Raw genomic sequence first — 18,198 nt, forward strand, 5'->3', positions numbered from 1 at the left:
GGCAGTTTCCATGTAGGAGTTACAAGTGACTCTGTGGTAAATCCTGCCGACTTCAAACATTCTAACATTCATGGTGTACACCTTAAGTTCCGAGAGGATGCCAAGCGAGATGCAATGACATGGAAACTTACTCACAGTTTAACTGACGATGCCATTATCGAAATTCGATAGTGGCATTCGTCAACACGCCTATATTTATAGCTAAAAAAATAGCCATTCATCATTAATGAATGGCTATTTTCATGATAATCTATTTATTCTTCATAATATAGTCAATGACGCCCGCTCTAAACAGCACATCCTACCGTTATCATGTTACAGTCAGTAATCGCCATAATACCGTGCTTTGTTCCTGTATGAATCATAACATAACTACCCACATCAATCGTCCCCACTTTATGGTCAATCATGAATTCAAGTGGACCTGTCTTTAATGATGAAATGCTCTTTCATCGTTTCATGCACATGTGCTTCTACCTGTTCTTTGCCTTCAAATGAGACACAGCAATCTGAGTGATGTTACCAGCAGCTTCATCATTTGCGCACAGCACTTTCTTTATTCTAGCCTCATGTGATGTAGCAATATCATTTATTGCATTTATGTTCTTGAGTTTAAATGTATAAAATCTATACGCATAAATTATCCATATAGTTCCAAAATACTTCACTAGAGATCAATGCTAATTTCAAAGAACACTTCCAATAATTAAAACCATAAGCACGTCTATCTTCGTCAATACTCTCTAAAACCGCCTCAATTATGCTTTCTCGCCCTAACTTCTTATAATAATGCTTATTTGTAGATATGAATTCAGCCAAATATGTTAGAGAAGCAGCTTTCATTCTTTGAATCAAGTGTAAATTCGTATAATGATTTTCAATTTTCTTATACAATGAATTAGAGATGACTCCTTTACTATTTGATAAAAAAAAGTCAAAATTCAGACAGTCTATATTATCATGAACTTCAACAAACAGATATTGTACAGATGGCAGTTCGTCAATAAATAGATTTAAGAATGCGGAATGATCTGTAATATCAGCTTTATATCCATTACATATACTACAACAAGGAAATAAATTATATCCATTTACTGCATATTCAGGGAAAGCTATTTTCGGTAATATATGATCCATCGTATTAACAGAATCAATCGTGCAATTTTGACAAGTACTTCTAATAGTCATAATTTGTTGATTAGTAATATTATTTTTAATATTCCTAATTATTTTTTTATGATAGCCATATAAACTTAAAAGATCTTCTTTTTGTTTAGCAGACCAATTATGAATCTTTACATCATTTAAAGAGCTGTTATCGAATTCTTTTTTATAATGATCATATACTGTTTCAATATCATCTTCAATTAATTCCAATCTTGACCTTGAAACTGAATTTCGAGGCATTCTAGATACTGCGTCTTTATATTCTTTTTTAGCATCCCCATTAAAAGGTTTAAGATTTTTCATTTATCAATTCTTTTAGATATAACTTCAAATTTAGCGGAGATGGTATTTGGTCATTCTTAAATATATCAACAATTTCGTTGTAAGTTTTATCTTTAGACTTAGCATTTACAATATTTTTCATAACATTTGTATGATATTTTGCGATTTCTCTATTCCCAAATATTTCGTCTGTAATAGTTGTAAGACTTTCTGAGAATGTTTCATGCTCGATATTAGATACTTCTAATAAATTACCTTCTCTTTTAAGGACCTTGACATTACGAGACGATACTTCTTGAATTACAATAGGTGAATGCGTTGCTAATATTGCAAAAGAATTAAAATCGTCTAATAATTTATATAGTACATTCATCAATATAGAAATAGCATTTGGATGAAGATGATCTTCTGGCTCATCAAAAAGAATCAAAGTGTTATTTTGTATTTCACTAATAATACTTGAAATAATGTATAACAATAAATTCTCTCCAGAGCTAAAACAATTGTTAGCTGCGAGTACTTTATCTATGTCAATGGGGTTTGTATAATCATTAGTTTCTATTATATTATCATTAATATCGGAATGGAATAGTTCATTAGCAAATTCTTTCCATATACAACTTCTCTTTTTGTCATTTATACTTTTGAGATACGTTTTTAATTTGCAATTTAATGTCTTGTTTATATCTTTATCATGTTTTTCACTTTTTAATCCCAAATAAGTATAATTGAACTGAGCATTTGATTTTGGCAACGGAAGCTTATCAAAAAAACTAAATGAGATTGTAATGACTTTATTATAAAGTGGCTTTTGTGGAATTATGGTCTTAGGATTTGCTAGAGCAAAATCATTGGCCATGCTGCAAAGCATCGTTGTTTTACCTGTTCCATTTTTACCAATGATAGCATAAACCCGTTGGTCGAAGTCTGAGCCATATTTAAAATTAAAATCTAGATTAACAATATTCTCTTTATCTTTTGGACTGTACGGAGCTAAAAATGAATAACTAAATTTATAGTAACTACTAATGTCTATACCATTCATAATGTATCTCGCAGAATCTAATAGTTGCTTTGGTTCACTATTTCTAAGTAATGAAGATTTAAAACAATCATCATTCTCAAATTCTTCCCTTATACTTGGAAATATTGCCGCATCACGTAAGGCAAGAAATACACTATAATAATCTTTTGGAAGGGTGCTTTTCATTGTTAAATAAAAATCATCATCAGCTCCAATAGAACAAAATGTAGAATCCAATGAGAAAAAACTATCTGGAAGTACACTATTTGTATTATCTATATCTATTTTCATTATCTTTAAATAACCAATATCTTCCGAACGTAAATTACACTTACAATATAGTAAATGAAATGATGTTTTCCACTGAAACCAATCATTCCAATCAGAATTAAACTCTAATACAAAACAAGGATATGTCTTTTTATCATATGAAGATTTATAAAACTTTATATCATTAGGTTTTATATCTTTGGGGAGTTCTTTCACAATTGAATTATCACAAAATGTGTAAACAGGAGTATCACCAAAATAATCGGTTATTATAAGTTTATAATCAAAATTGTCGAATATTGTATTGATAAACCCTATCATTATTTGTCTTTTCTCCTCATCGTGAATAACTGAAGGATGTACAGTAGCGTTAATTAATGAAACAAATTTACTATCATCCTCATAAGAAGAAGGAAGTCTATCTAAAAATAGTTCTTCAATAGTTATATCATCGTTTACGACAATATGCTTCCATATGTCACTTCGAGCATTTGTATAACGATTATCTTGAGATGGCATAGATCGCAAATCCCAAATCATCTCTAAAAATGTTAAAATTCCACCTTCATCATCTTTATAGTCACCAAGAAACATATCATTACTTACAATTTGTTTAATGATATCTATTTTATCTGCTCTGGTTATATTCACTTCTATCATATCACAGGTATATTTAATTTCTTGCAAATTTCTTCAAAATCCTTATTACTTCCATTTTGTGTAATATTTAGAATTAATTGTAGTATACACATATTACCTGACATTACATTATCAAAATCAATTTCATTTACATCTTCAAAATCGCAGCTAGTCGGTATCTCGACTTCAACAATCCACCACTTTTCGATTTTATTAAACACCTTTATCATATCCAAGAATCTAAGATGTATATCTTTTGGTAACCCTAATGTTATTATGTCAAACATTTCATGAGTAAGCTTATTCCGCTCTGTTTTAAGACTAGAAATTATTAGGATGTCATTATCAGTTATAGCATTTTCGTCTAATAACCAAATCAATGACGATATTAAGTATTTAGAATTTTTATTTATTTTAGGGCATTTCTTTGGGTCATAAAGTTTCAAGACTCTATCATTATATTTCTCTTCATCTAGTTCTATTATAGTATAAAAATCTTTTATTCTAGAAATTATGGTATCTTCTAATTTTTCATACAGCGCAATGTATAACGATATAAATTCTAAATTTGGTTTAAGAATTTTCGGGTCTAATACATTTTTCCATTGGTCCATATTTGAATTCATAATAATAAATTTATAAATGATTACATGTTTTAATTATACAGTCTGTATCTATTAAACTAATACCAAGCTCGACACTGATGTCTGTCAAAGTATCAATAGTGAAATTCCTGTCTCCGGAAAGCCATTCTGAAACAACTGTAGCGTTCTTACCCATCATTTTAGTAAATTCTTTTTGTGAAATTTGTTTCTGTTTAAGAGTCTCTTATTATCATTGCCAAAAGCATCCGATTTTCCGTATGCTTCATTTCCTTCTCGTCAATGTCAGACAAGAGGTCAGCAAGGAAACCTTGTGGTCGTACTTGTTTAATATTCTTCATCTTCATAATCTTCAATTGTTAAAACACCATCATCATCGATTTTCCAGTCCTTATCTTTCAGTTTCTGGTTTATTTCTACAGCAATGCTTTTTAATTGCTCCATTATACCATTAAGCTTAGGTGCTTTCTATATCCACTAGGATTAAGAGTCACGGTAGTATTGGTATATTTAATACAATATAATCAAAGTCTTACCATACGTATAGCATATATTCCATTCCCCTTTGAAGTAAAGGTTTTGATTTCCACCCATGATAATTTAACAATAAGCAAAATTTAATATAACATTCCTTTTATCTCAACTCTCTTATCATGAATAGCTCCTTTCCTATATCAATTATTGACTATCCTAATGTAATGACAAGAATTTTCTATTTATCATTTTGATTGATTCGTCAATATTTTTATTGACATCATTTACTTCTCCTCCATGGACAATTATATTACGTAATTGTAGAGCATGTAGAAATGAATCGAATTCGTCTTTATTAATAACACCTGTTTCAAAATAATATTGCATTATTATTCTTATTGATAGAATATTTGTATGTTTTTCGACATTTGTATATTTTTTTCTTATGTTTCTTTCTAGATCAATCATATGGTTTAAGAACTCTGTTGGGCTGATAAAATCTATTCCTTCATTTTGTGTTTCTTTCGCTATATTATGGATTATGTTATCAAATTTGTTAGGATTCATTATTTCTAAAACAAGCTGAAAAATCTTTATTATAGGAATGAAATTACATATAGCCATTAAGTATATTACAAGTTTATAATATGGCTCGTTAGCAATAGTTTTATCATTAGTTAATACGATCAAATCAATAGTTAATAAAATAAATGTAGTTATGAGAACAATTTTTAATTTCTTCCAAATAGAAGCTTGAAATGGTTCAATAATTCCATACCATGTATCTTCAGGATAGGTGTCATTTCCAATCTTCGAATAAATGAATATAACGCCTGTTACAAGTAAACCCACAAATGCTGCTAATATCTGCGGTAACGTAGAGAAGACCCAATCAATTGTATTATAATCCATATTTATATAATATGCCAACAATTCTGCTGATTATTAAAACAACTTAATGCTTACCACAAAAAGTGTTTTGGAACAGATATTGTTGTGTGATAAAACAAATTCTTTTATTTTTTAAAATCATCCATTGAATCTTTATTGAAACCAAAGAGAATGGTATTTCGTTGTTTGTTATTCTGATTGTGTAAATTCCCAATTCTTACATTCGGTTTTCAAATGATGAATATTCATGTCTTTTACAGTACCATTTAAACTAATGCCTAAAACCTTTTGATTGTCTCTTAAAAAGTTGGCCATTTGACGATGAATCTCTCTAAATATTTTAGGAGTTTCTTTATTCTTGTATTCCACAAGCATTTCGATATAATCATACTCATACAATTTAATATAAGTACCGATAAACTTGTGAGAAGAAAACGTTTCTGGTTTTTCTCCTTTTAAGAGTTCTATGACCTCTTGGGCGTGTTTTAATTTAATATTCATGTATTTAAAATTAATGTTATATAAACATGTGTTCTATTAATGGTAAGTGTCTAGTGAAAAAAGCTGTAAGTTTTAGTGGTAATAAAAGAATTACGAACCCTTGTCGCTATGCAGACTGAGGACAAAAATACAGAAATTTTCTTTATGGAAGATGATTTTTGCAAGTTTTTTGATGCTATGATGTTAAAATATGTACTAAAAAGCAATAAGAAACGGATTTATTTATCGTGAATCAATGATGTCTAAAGACAAAACATTAAATTCATTTTTCATAATTCGAACCGTGTTCATCGTACACAACTATGGAAAGCATGGTGATAATAATAACAAGCAAGGGCTGTTTAATTTATCGTGGTTTTATCGTATATATTGAGGTTATATATTGCTTTTTGGACGGATGTATATGCTTCCGTATAATTTTGTATTCAGTAAAATAGTGCGTTATGCTACTTTTGTGAAAGTAAATCTAAAAACTATTAAACTTAAGCAAATGAGTAATTTGAAACTAAAGTTATGCTTATTTATAGCCTTGTTTATAAGCATGCCAATTGCGCTGGTTGCGCAGACCATGAAAATTTCAGGTGTGGTTTCTGATGATCAAGATGTGATTATTGGTGCTACAGTGAGAGTGAAAGGTCAACAAGGAGGAACAGTAACTGATATTGATGGAAAATATACAATATCTTTACCATCGAATGCAAAACAAATCGTAGTTTCATACGTAGGTTATGAAACACGTACAATTCCTGTTAATGGACGTTCTAAAATTGATGTGAAGCTAACAAGTTCCAACCAAATGTTGGATGAAGTAGTCTCTATCGGTTATGCTAAAGTAAAGCGTAAAGATTTGACCGGTGCTACATCTTCTGTTGATGGAAAGGAACTGGCAAATGTGCCAGTAGCTTCTGCTGCTCAGGCTTTGCAAGGTAAAGTGTCTGGTGTGAATATCATTTCAAAGAGTGGTGCGCCAGGTTCTGGTACAACAATCACGGTTCGTGGTGGTATGTCTCTTACTCAAGGTTCTACACCTCTATATATAGTAGATGGTTTTGAAATGAGTAATGCTCTTGAAAATATAGATATCAATGATATTGAGAGTATTGACGTTTTGAAAGATGCGTCTTCTACAGCCATTTATGGTGCTAGAGGTTCTAATGGTATCATTCTTATTACAACAAAATCAGGTAAGAAAGGTAAGACACAAGTTTCATACAATACTTATTTCGCTTTTGACCGCTTGTCTAAGAAATTAGACATGATGAACAATGCCGAGAATTTTGTGAAGTATCAGTATGAAATGGCTACTTTACAGGGTAAATCTTCGGCATGGAGCAATGTATTTGATAATGCTAAAGCTACAGACGAGGCAGACTTCTATGCAGGCGCTTACGGACGTATAGCTGATAATTATGCTAATTCTTACGGTGTTGATTGGCAAAATGAAGTGTTTGGCGGAAGTGCAATGAAACAAAATCATAACGTCAATATACAAACTGGTTCTGAAAAGACTCAGGTAATGTTGAGTTATAACTATTTTGATCAAGACGGTCTTTTAGCAAACCACAATGATAAGAAAAACTCTTTCAGAGCTAAGATTAATTCAGAATTATGGAAAGGTGTAAGACTTGATGTAAATGCTATGTTTACAGGACGTAGTGTTTATGGTGGTGGTGCTTATTCTGGCATGAAAAATGTGTTGTTGCAACCTATCAATGGTGGTACAATGTTTACAGAAAATGAATTGATTAATACTCAGACATACTTAGACTTGTCAAGTTTGGATTCAAGTTTCGATACTGCCAATCCTTTGGTTCAGAATCTTGCGTCAACAAGTAAGAAAAACTCTCGTTTGTTCACTGTTAACGGTGGTTTAGAGTTTGATTTCCTCAAGCACTTCACGTGGCGTACTGCAGGTAGTTATACTTGGTCTAATTCGAAGTCAACATCATTTTCAGATGAAAATTCGACAGCTTATCTGACGGATCCTGTTAATACAGGTATCAACGGAAGTATCGGTAACGCAGAAAGTTATCTTTGGCAGATTACCAATACATTAAACTACAACCAGACATTTGCTAAAATACATAAAGTAAGTGCTTTGCTAGGTCATGAGGTTACCTATTCAGAGTCAGAGAGTAATGATATTACCTTAAACCAATTTCCTATTCCTAATCATGGACTAGACGATATATCAGTGGCAAATGTCAAGGATAAGTCTTCTGGCCATTCACACAGTGGGATGGTTTCAATGTTTGGTCGTCTTAATTATACGTATGATGAACGTTACTTATTAACAGCATCATTACGTGCCGATGGCTCTTCAAAATTTGCTCGTGGTCATCAGTGGGGATATTTTCCTTCAGTAGCTGCGGCATGGCGTATTACAGAAGAGAAATTTTTCAAAAACAGTTTACTTGCTAATACGGTCAATAACTTGAAACTTCGTGTTGGTTATGGTGAAACTGGTAATAATGATATTTCAGATTATCTATATCGTACAAATGTTGCATTGTCTATTTACCCAATGAACAACAGTATTACTAATCCTTCATACGTTTTAAGTGAAACTCTTGGAAATAATAATCTGAAATGGGAAACATTAGCTTCTACCAATATTGGTCTTGATGTGTCTTTATTTAATAGTCGTGTTAACTTGACGGCAGAATGGTATAATAATCAAGCCAACAATTTATTGATGAAGTGTATCATACCAAGCAGTACTGGTTATAAGAATCAATATCAGAATGTCGGTAAGATGCGTAACAGAGGTTGGGAGTTCACTCTTAATACGACAAATATAGAGGGTAAGAACTTCAGATGGACATCTGATCTCAACTTATCTTTCAATAAATCAAAGGTCGTGTCTTTGGAGAATGGGATAGATACAAAAACATTCAGTGTAGGTGGTGACCGTAGTGGTTCTGTAAGTTATTATGCCACAGTGGGGCAACCTCTTGGTGATATGTATGGATATAAATATGAAGGTATTTATACAACAGCAGACTTTAATGAGGTAAATGGTAAGTTTGTTTTGAAAGATGGTGTTGTCGCACCCGTAAATTCAGGTAAGGTGCAGACTGTTCAACCAGGTGATATAAAGTTTGCAGCTGATAATGAAGATGGAACTCAGTTTACTCGTAAGATGGTAAAGATTGGTAATGGTACTCCTGATTGCACAGGTGGTTTCAATAACACGGTAACATATAAAGGATTTGATTTAACTTTATTCATGAAATTCTCAATAGGTAATGATATATATAATGCTACAAAGCACAGTATGAGTCCTTATGCAATGTTCCAAAATGTGCCATCGGAGTTTGGTGATAATTATTATCGTATGATAGATCCTCTTACTGGTCAAGCTGCTACAACACTAGCTCGTTTGCAGGAACTCAACCCAAATGAATCTTCAAGATTGTGGAGTACAAGTAAGGTTAATTCAAACTATATCACTTATCCATCATCCTATTATGTAGAAGATGGTTCTTATCTCAAGATAGGACAGGTTACATTAGGATATTCTTTACCTAAAGCACTATTGAGTAAAATAAGCATCGCTAGCGCACGTGTGTATTTCACAGTGTATAACCTCGCTACCATAACAGGATATAGCGGATATGATCCTGAAGTTTCGGCAGCAAATAATGTGGTTTGTACTCCTGGTTACGACAGTTCTACCTATCCACACTCTAGAAGTTTTGTTTTAGGAATGAATCTTACATTCTAAATAAGTATTTTATAATAAAAGAGTAATCATGAAAAAATATAAATTCATAATAACCGCAGCATTGATGACAAGCTTAGTGTCTTGTCAGGATTGGCTTTCAATGGATCCATATACATCAGATGATACGCAGACTGTGTTTGAAAGCGAGACAAAAGCTGAAATCTTTGTTGAAGGATGCTATCGTGGTCTGATTAATTCCGATTTTTATTATCAGATGGGTGAGGGTGATTGTGTTACTCATGCATCAGAAGATGGTGGTACAAACAACTCTAAATACAATATCTGTAATTATTTGTATGATGCAACGACTCCGATAACTCTAACAGGAGTATATAATGAGCAGTATGGTACAATAGAGCAGGCTAATATCGCAATCAAGCAACTCAATAATATGCCTGAGACAAAGAAGCGTAACCAATTACTGGGTGAAGCACTTTCAATCAGAGCTTTTAGTTATTTGAATCTTATCAGAATCTATGGAGATGTTCCAGCTCGTTGGGTTCCGATGGAAGACATTACAGATAAGAATGAGGCATTGTATCCAAAGCGTGTGTCACGTGATACAATCTATGATCATATTGTTGGAGATCTGCAGAAAGCTGTAGATTACATTCCTTGGTATGCAGAATGTGGCTATCCTACTCCGGAACGTATTTCTAAACAGGCTGCCAATGCTTTGTTGGCAAGAACAGCATTGTATGCAGCTGGATATTCTCTTCGTTGGAATCTTGAAACAAATGATGAAAGTACATTGAAAGTAGAGCGTCGTCCAGATAATGCTCGTGTACTAGCCTTGTATCAAATTGCTGATAAGGCTTGTAAAGATGTGATCGATCATGGTGCTAATTCTTTGGTACAAGGTGATGCTACAACTAGTGGATTTCAGAAATTATGGTACAACCATTGTCAGCGTAATTTCTCTACAACAAACCCAGAGATGTTGTGGGAATTAGCACAATATGGTGCAACTACAAATTCAGACTTCGGTGTTCTTTGTCATCCAGGTTCACGTGGTGGTGTGTTCGGTTCTCGTAAAGCGATGCAGTTTAATCTACCTACCTATTATTTGTCTTTTGACAAGAACGATACTCGTAGAGACGTGAGCTGTACTTCTTATAGTATATATTTCCTAAATAAAGGTGCTGACACAGATACTTGGATTGATACAGGTACAACATTCTCTAGTATCATGTGTGGTAAGTTCCGTTTGTCTTGGTGCGTAGAACCAATAGAAGCTGCAAAACGTAATCTTGATATTCCTGTATTACGTTACGCTGACTTGCTTTTGATGTATGCCGAAGCAGAGAACTATTTACATAATGGTCCTACAACAGAGGGCATTGCAGCATTGAAAAATGTTCGTGACCGTGCTGGTATAGGCGCTATGGCAATACCATCTAATCAGTCAGACTTTGATGATGCGATTGCTCAAGAGCGCAAATGGGAATTCAGTAATGAATTTATGCTACGTACTGACCTTATTAGAATGGGACGTTTGGCAAAAGAAATTAAAGCTACCCAACAAGCGATGAAAGATTTGTCTGATCGCAAAGGCGATTATGCAAATGTTGCTACATTCCGTTTGTATCAATATCATGTAGATGCACAGGCTTATGGTGATAAGTTCCTTGCTTTAAAATATGTCGATATTACAGATCCTGCCGAGATTACTATAATTAAAACTGCTCCAGGTAAGCTTGATGCTGCATATCAGGCAAAGCTAGCTAAAATATTGGCTGCACATGGTGTAACTATACAAGCAGGAGAAATGTGGTATCCTATCAATATGTTTGAAGCATATAACAGTTCGTTCAACGTAAAATCACGCAAATCTGTAGGTTTCACGAATGGCGCAAGTAGTATTCAAGTTGGTAGTGTTATCTATACAAAACCGACTGGAAGTGTGGAAAACGGTGGCACATACCCTGCTTGGATTGCAACTGCTGATGGTAGCGATGGTATTTATTATGGTTATAGGGAAAATCATTGTGAACTATTGCCGTTTGCAAACAAGTCGGCTGGTCATCCAATGATTGACAATCCTAATTTGACGCAACTACCAGGTTATTAATAAAAATGAATAAAGATAGGGTCTAGTTATATACTAGACCCTATATATTTGAGTTTAAATAATAGTTGTGTACATTTCAGTTCTATCCGTCGCATTAAGATCATAAAATAAATTAGTATGGAACTTTTGAATAAATATATGAATAAAAGAAGCAAAGTCTTTGTTCTATTTTTCTTGATAAGCTGTTCTATTTTTGGTGGGAACTCTAAAATAAATAGATATGCTGTTGTTAGTAGGAATAATCCACATGTTACATCTGTAGATTCGTTAAGTTCGTTGTCTGTGGGCAATGGTGGGTTTGCGTTTACAGTTGATGCAACAGGTCTACAGTCTTTTCCTGAGAAATATTCAAAAGGCATACCTCTGGGAACAATGAGTGACTGGGGATGGCACTCTTTTGACAACCCTAATGGATATAAATTTGAAGAGACTTTGCGTAATTATGATTTAGGAAGAGGGCGACTAGAACCTTATGCCGTACAGATTAAAGGCGATGCTCGTCAAAAGGGTGCTTGTGACTGGTATCGTGTTAACGCTCACCGTCTGCACCTAGGTGTTGTAGGATTGGAACTAGGCAATGATGTTAATCAGATAAAGTCAGTAGATGAAACTCTGGATATGTATAGAGGTATCATCAATAGTAAATTTAAATACAAAGGTAAGGCATATCATGTGAGTACAGTATGTGATCCTGTTTCTGACAGAATAGCTTCTAATATAGTTTCAGATGGTAAGATAACCCTGAAATTCAGATTCCCATACCCATCAGGTGGTCATAGTGATGATGCTTGTAATTGGACTTCTAATAATTTGCACAGTACGGTGTTAGTGAAAAACTCGGCAAACTGGGCTATATTGAAACGTACAATAGGTAAAACTGTTTATTATGTGACAATAACTTGGCAAGGTAATGCTAATTTACGTGAACGGTCTAGAAACTATTATGTACTTGATGCTAATGGTAAAGAATTGTCTTTCACATGTTTGTTTTCAGAAAAAGAAACAACACCTTGCTTAAAGACATTTAATCATATAAAAGTAGCAGCAGACAAGTATTGGCAAGGTTATTGGACTAAAGGTGCTATGGCAGACTTTTCCCAATGCAAGGCAGCACAAGCTAGAGAAATGGAGCGCAGGGTAGTGTTAAGTCAATATTTATTGGCTATTCAGGATTGCGGTGATACACCTCCACAAGAAACAGGTCTGACATACAATTCATGGTTTGGTAAGTTCCATTTGGAGATGATACTCTGGCATCAGGCACAATTTGCCTTGTGGGGACACCCTGAAATGCTAGACCGTTCTTTGTCGTGGTATTTTAAAGTTGAAGATAAAGCACGAGAAATTGCAAGAAGACAAGGATTTAAAGGCGTGAGGTGGATGAAGATGACAGACCCTAGTGGTGATGAGGCTCCTTCGGATGTCGGGAGTTTCTTGATTTGGCAACAACCTCATCTTATCTATCTTGCAGAACTGTTGTACCGTGCGAATCATTCCAAGGCGGTATTGAAAAAGTATGCTCGACTTGTAGAGGAAACGGCTGAATTTATGGCAGACTTTGCACAATATGATTCTGTCGGAAATAGATATGTATTAAGAGGATGCATTGCTGCACAAGAAACGTTACCTGCTTCAACAACAGTGAACCCTCCTTTTGAATTATCTTATTGGCATTTTGCCTTGCAGATAGCACAAAGTTGGCGTGAACGTTTGGGAAAAGATAGAAATGCACATTGGGATGACATCATATCAAAGATCTCTCCATTGGCAGATAAAGATGGACTTTATCTAGCGGCAGAAACTCAGCCAGATACATATTCAAATGAAAGAATGTATAGTGATCATCCAGCCGTACTTGGGGCTGTAGGTGTTTTACCGTTTAACAGCCATCAGGTGGATATTGCTAAGATGAAGAAAACAGAACAGTGGATTTGGAAAAACTGGAAATGGGATACCACTTGGGGGTGGGATTATCCAATGATGGCAATGTGCGCCGCACGTATGGGAGAACCTGACAAGGCTGTGAGTGCATTGCTTATGAATCAGCAGAAAAACACTTATCTTGTGAGTGGACATAATTATCAGGATGATCGTCTAAGACTTTATCTTCCGGGTAATGGAGGCTTGTTGATGTCTGTGGCAATGATGTGTGCAGGATGGGATGGCAGTACGACTACAAATGTCGGTTTCCCTGATAATGGAAATTGGAATGTGAAATGGGAAGGATTAAAACCACTACCATAAATCAATATTTTATATCGGAGTTTGAATTGTTTTCAAACTCCGGTTTATTATTATATGTGTCAAATTTTGTTAATCCGTTTTCTTTAGTTATATTTGCAAAGCATTTCATAATACTATGAATAGGATTAAATTAATTATATTTTGTGTTTCTACAATATGCCTTCTTGGTTGTCGTAACAACTCAAGACAGGCAAGTCACCATGTTGAAGAGTCTCTTGATTCTACAGCTGTTGATACCGTGTCTTTGCCGATACAGGTAAAAGCTAAACATCTTACAATTCAAGACGGATTACCCTCTATAACAATAAACTCTTTGTGTCAGGATAAAAAGGGATTTATTTGGTTTGGTACACGTTATGGACTTGCTCGTTATGACGGTAATAAAATAAAAGTGTATCGTCATAATAATAGTCCAATGTCTATTGATGACAGTAGAATCAAAAAGACAATAGAAGATGCCGCAAATAATAAAATGTGGCTTTACACTGTTTCTGAAACATTTGAATGCCTTGATTTAAAAACAGGTACCCAATCTGATTATATGTCTGGTGAAAAGAAGCCACATTTTACTAATTCCAAATTTGTAAATGCTGGTGAAATATGGATGTATGGGAAGAAAAATGGAGCAATGAGAGTATGCCTATTGAATGGCAAATTCTATATTGAGAGATTTGGGAAGGATAATATTGGAAGTGATGAGATAGAGATGTTTGATACGGTCAGTAAAAATAAGATACTGATATGCACTCCTACAAGACTTTATATATATGGTAAAAAGAAACTGATTTGTGCTAATAAAGGTAATAAATTTGTTAAGACCAGATATGTTGGTGGTAGACAGATGCTTGTAACGGATAAAGGCAAACTATACGAACTTAAAGGAAATAAGACACAAGTGTGTCTGAAAATAGCTTTTGATAAAGGAGAGCATTTCGTGGATGATGTCGTATGGAATGGGAAATGGATGATATTTACTAATCTAGGTTGCCACTCTGTAGATATAAAGAAAAGTAAGGTTGAACGTTGCTCCGGTGAATGGGATATAGCCAATGGTAAAATCGTGAAAGACAATAGAGGAAGAAAATGGATTTATAATAAAACAGGTGAGCTAAGGCTGATTACAGAAAAAGGTTTGATAAGTCTTAATCTGTTGCCTTCTGGCGAGACAAATTATATTGATTATGAGAGATACCATATTGTGGAGGATAATCATGGACTTATATGGATTTCAACTTATGGTAACGGACTCTTCGTATTTAGCCATGATCTTAAACGCCAACAGCATTTCATGGCTGATGGGAAAACGGATTCTCCGATAAAATCCAATCATTTGTTGGATATGATTGCTGATAGGAATGATGGGATATGGATTAGTACAGAATTTGGTGGAGTGGCACATATTCAGGTCCTTGAAAAGAACACAGAACGTGTATTCCCAGATAATAAGAGGCGGATGGATTTCTCTAATACCGTGAGAATGATTTCTAAATCAAAAAATGGTGATATCTTAGTTGCGACAAGGGCTGGCTGGCTGTATAGATACAGTTCGGATATGAAGCAGATGAAAGGTAAAAGTCATTATGATTCAAACGTATATGCCATAAAAGAGGCTCGTGACGGACAGACTTGGATTGGTACTCGTGGAAAAGGAATCTATGGTGTAGATGGATTGGATTTCGGCAACCATAATGTGTTCTGTATGGCAGAAGACAATAAAAACAGAATGTGGGTAGGTACATACGGTGATGGATTAAGTGCAGTGATGAGACGAGGTCAGAATTATCTCATAAAAAAGATGTTTCTTGATAGCGTGGGCACAAATGAGGTTCGTTGTATTATAAAAGATCGTAATGGCTGGATTTGGGTAGGGACAACTGGCGGATTGTTGGTCTTTAATCCTGATAAGTTTATTTTTGACAAGAATGCCTATATCCAGTATCTGACAGGCAAAGAAATACATGATATCTTTGTTGATAGTAAAAATAGAATATGGCTTGCAATTCCCGAAGAAGGAGTATGTGTAACAACGAGTAAAAATGGTTATAATAGGCTGAAATTCAAGTACTATAACCGTTTAAATGGGCTTGTGAATGATATGACGCAATGTGTTGTTGAGGATAGAAAAGGTGATTATTGGATATCTACCCAACAAGGAGTTTCGTGTTTTAATTTGCGTAGAAAGACTTTTGAAAACTATAGTCTTGATTCTAGCCCAATGGGGAATATGTATAACGAAAACGCTGCCATCTGTTTAGATGATGGACGAATATTGCTGGGAGGATATTATGGTCTGACGATCATACAACCAGGGAAATTGCGCCATGCAAAAGACAATGTGAATGTAGTATTTACATCGGAACCTTATTCGGACATGATGACTTTGGATTATAGTGATAATTCTCCTGTAATAGATTTCTCCACATTGGATTATTCTGATGTGAAAAATGTTAAGTATACGTATTGGCTTGAGGGATATGATAAAACATGGAGTGGAGCCTCACCAATATCTTGGGCAGCTTATAAAAATCTTCCTTCTGGTAAATATATACTTCACGCTAAAGCTTGTAATGCCGATGGTGTTTGGGGAAGCGAAAGCGTACTCACTATAATGGTAAATCCGCCTATGTATTTATCTTTCTGGGCGATATTATTATACATTGTTATTGCTGTGGTAGTAATGTATTTAATCGTGAGAAATGTGCGTGAAAAGAATGAGCTGCGTAGCAAAGTTAAATTTGAACAGGAGTTGACTAAATATAAGTTGTTGTTTTTTACAAATATCGCTCACGAGTTTCGTACTCCTCTTACTCTTATCGAAGGGTCATTGGAAAAGGAGACAAGAATAGTGAAAGCTAACAATTGGCATGGAGAGCTGGACAAGTCAATACGCACAATGAACAAGAGTGTCAAACGCATGCTAAGGTTGATAGATCAACTGCTGGAATTCAGAAAGATGCAGGCTGGGAAATTGGCGTTGGCTCTTCAACAGAGTGATGTTGTTTATTTTGTGAAGAATTTGTTCTTGACATTTGAAGATGCTGCCGATTCTAAAAAAATAGATTATAAATTCACATCATCAGAGAATACTCATGTGATGTTTTTTGATAAGCAGCATCTTGATAAAATAGTGTTTAATCTGCTTTCTAATGCTTTTAAATATACACCGTCTAATGGAGCGATATCATTGGATATGTCTTTTGATGATGGAATGATGACCATCAAGGTGATAGACACAGGAGTGGGGGTGCCCGATCAGAGACGTAATGAATTGTTTAGTAGGTTTATGCAAAGTAGTTATACGGGTGAAAGTTTTGGTATCGGACTCCATCTGACAAAGGAACTTGTAGCAGTGCATCATGGAACGATAGACTATGAGAAGAATCCTTGTGGAGGATCTATATTCATAGTTAAGATTCCGACGGATGTTAATGTATACGATGAACATGATTTCTTAGTGCAGGATAACCCAATCCTGCGAGATGATGAGGATACGTTACAGTTTAATGAGCTTCTTGATGTGTCGCAGACAGCTGCAAATAGAACAAAACCGTTGAACAGAAAGAAGATTCTATTTGTTGAGGATGATAATGATATTCGGGAATTTTTGGGAAATGAACTAAGTAATTATTTTGAGGTAGAAACAGAAGCTGATGGGAAAAGTTGTATTGACAAAGCAAAAGAATATGATGTTGATTTGATTATCAGTGATGTTATGATGCCGGGTATGAATGGATTTGAATTGACTAAGCGTTTGAAAAACAATTTTGAAACCAGTCATATTCCTATTATCTTACTTACGGCATTGAGCAATGATGAAAGTCAGTTAGAGGGTATGGAGTCTGGCGCGGATGCTTATATAACTAAGCCATTCAGCCCCCAATTGCTTGTTGCAAGAATATTCCAGTTGTTGAATGGAAGAGAGATTTTGAAACAAAAGTATTCAAAAAGCCTTGAGGAAGTGAGACCTTCATTATGCTCTTCTGAGCAAGATCAACTATTTGTGCGAAGGTTAGATGCCATCATCACGTCAAGAATGAGCGATCAGACCCTTTCTGTGGAGAGAATAGCAGAGATGTTACATCTTGGAAGGACTATTTTTTATAATAAAGTAAGAGGCGTAACGGGTTATACTCCGAATGAATATTTAAGGGTAAAAAGAATGAAATATGCTGCTGAACTTCTTAAAAAAGGAGAAAAGAATGTGTCAGAGGTAGCTTATGAGGTAGGTTTTGATACTCCGTATTATTTCAGTAAATGCTTTAAAGACCAGTTTGGTATTCCGCCATCACAATATAGAGGAGGATAA

At 34.5% G+C, this 18,198-nt stretch carries 12 protein-coding genes and 1 pseudogene; 5 read left to right on the forward strand and 8 right to left on the reverse strand.

Annotated elements, in window-relative coordinates:
* Positions 1-287: 287 nt before the first annotated feature.
* From B045_RS15755 to B045_RS0103155, 8 genes are all read right to left on the reverse strand, one after another.
* Positions 288-410, reverse strand: coding sequence for a hypothetical protein (locus B045_RS15755; protein WP_262502956.1), 123 nt, complete (start codon positions 408-410; stop codon positions 288-290).
* A 217-nt stretch (positions 411-627) separates the two neighbouring features.
* The gene (locus B045_RS0103125; RefSeq protein WP_018462816.1) at positions 628-1,470 is read right to left on the reverse strand and encodes a hypothetical protein; all 843 of its coding nucleotides are present in this window, start codon (positions 1,468-1,470) and stop codon (positions 628-630) included.
* Positions 1,457-3,403, reverse strand: a complete 1,947-nt coding sequence (locus tag B045_RS0103130) for an AbiJ-related protein (protein ID WP_018462817.1) — start codon at positions 3,401-3,403, stop codon at positions 1,457-1,459. Before B045_RS0103130 ends, B045_RS0103125 begins: the two co-directional genes overlap by 14 nt.
* Positions 3,400-4,008, reverse strand: a complete 609-nt coding sequence (locus B045_RS0103135; protein WP_025882783.1) for a hypothetical protein — start codon at positions 4,006-4,008, stop codon at positions 3,400-3,402. The genes B045_RS0103130 and B045_RS0103135 overlap by 4 nt, the downstream gene beginning before the upstream one ends.
* A 10-nt stretch (positions 4,009-4,018) precedes the next feature.
* The gene (locus B045_RS15580) at positions 4,019-4,165 is read right to left on the reverse strand and encodes a helix-turn-helix domain-containing protein (RefSeq protein ID WP_081618586.1); all 147 of its coding nucleotides are present in this window, start codon (positions 4,163-4,165) and stop codon (positions 4,019-4,021) included.
* A gap of 34 nt (positions 4,166-4,199) precedes the next feature.
* The gene (locus B045_RS15760) at positions 4,200-4,325 is read right to left on the reverse strand and encodes a hypothetical protein (RefSeq protein WP_018462819.1); all 126 of its coding nucleotides are present in this window, start codon (positions 4,323-4,325) and stop codon (positions 4,200-4,202) included.
* A gap of 349 nt (positions 4,326-4,674) precedes the next feature.
* Positions 4,675-5,370 (reverse strand): hypothetical protein, encoded by a 696-nt coding sequence (locus B045_RS0103150; protein ID WP_018462821.1) that lies wholly within the window; start codon positions 5,368-5,370, stop codon positions 4,675-4,677.
* Positions 5,371-5,538: 168 nt separating this feature from the next.
* The gene (locus B045_RS0103155) at positions 5,539-5,850 is read right to left on the reverse strand and encodes a hypothetical protein (RefSeq protein WP_018462822.1); all 312 of its coding nucleotides are present in this window, start codon (positions 5,848-5,850) and stop codon (positions 5,539-5,541) included.
* 108 nt (positions 5,851-5,958) lie between these two features.
* On the opposite strand from B045_RS0103155, the pseudogene B045_RS15905 reads away from it, so the two are divergent.
* The 5 genes and pseudogenes from B045_RS15905 to B045_RS14200 form a co-directional block, all read left to right on the forward strand.
* Positions 5,959-6,072 (forward strand): annotated as a pseudogene (locus B045_RS15905) (transposase); the annotation flags it as partial.
* Between the two features lie 268 nt (positions 6,073-6,340).
* Complete coding sequence (locus B045_RS0103160) at positions 6,341-9,577, forward strand: SusC/RagA family TonB-linked outer membrane protein (protein WP_025882786.1); 3,237 nt, start codon at positions 6,341-6,343, stop codon at positions 9,575-9,577.
* A 28-nt stretch (positions 9,578-9,605) separates the two neighbouring features.
* The gene (locus B045_RS0103165; protein ID WP_018462824.1) at positions 9,606-11,648 is read left to right on the forward strand and encodes a RagB/SusD family nutrient uptake outer membrane protein; all 2,043 of its coding nucleotides are present in this window, start codon (positions 9,606-9,608) and stop codon (positions 11,646-11,648) included.
* Between the two features lie 138 nt (positions 11,649-11,786).
* The gene (locus tag B045_RS0103170; protein WP_025882788.1) at positions 11,787-13,892 is read left to right on the forward strand and encodes a hypothetical protein; all 2,106 of its coding nucleotides are present in this window, start codon (positions 11,787-11,789) and stop codon (positions 13,890-13,892) included.
* A 115-nt stretch (positions 13,893-14,007) separates the two neighbouring features.
* Positions 14,008-18,198, forward strand: a complete 4,191-nt coding sequence (locus B045_RS14200) for a hybrid sensor histidine kinase/response regulator transcription factor (protein ID WP_018462826.1) — start codon at positions 14,008-14,010, stop codon at positions 18,196-18,198.

The organism is Segatella paludivivens DSM 17968 = JCM 13650 (genome assembly GCF_000373185.1).
Lineage (GTDB): Bacteria > Bacteroidota > Bacteroidia > Bacteroidales > Bacteroidaceae > Prevotella > Prevotella paludivivens.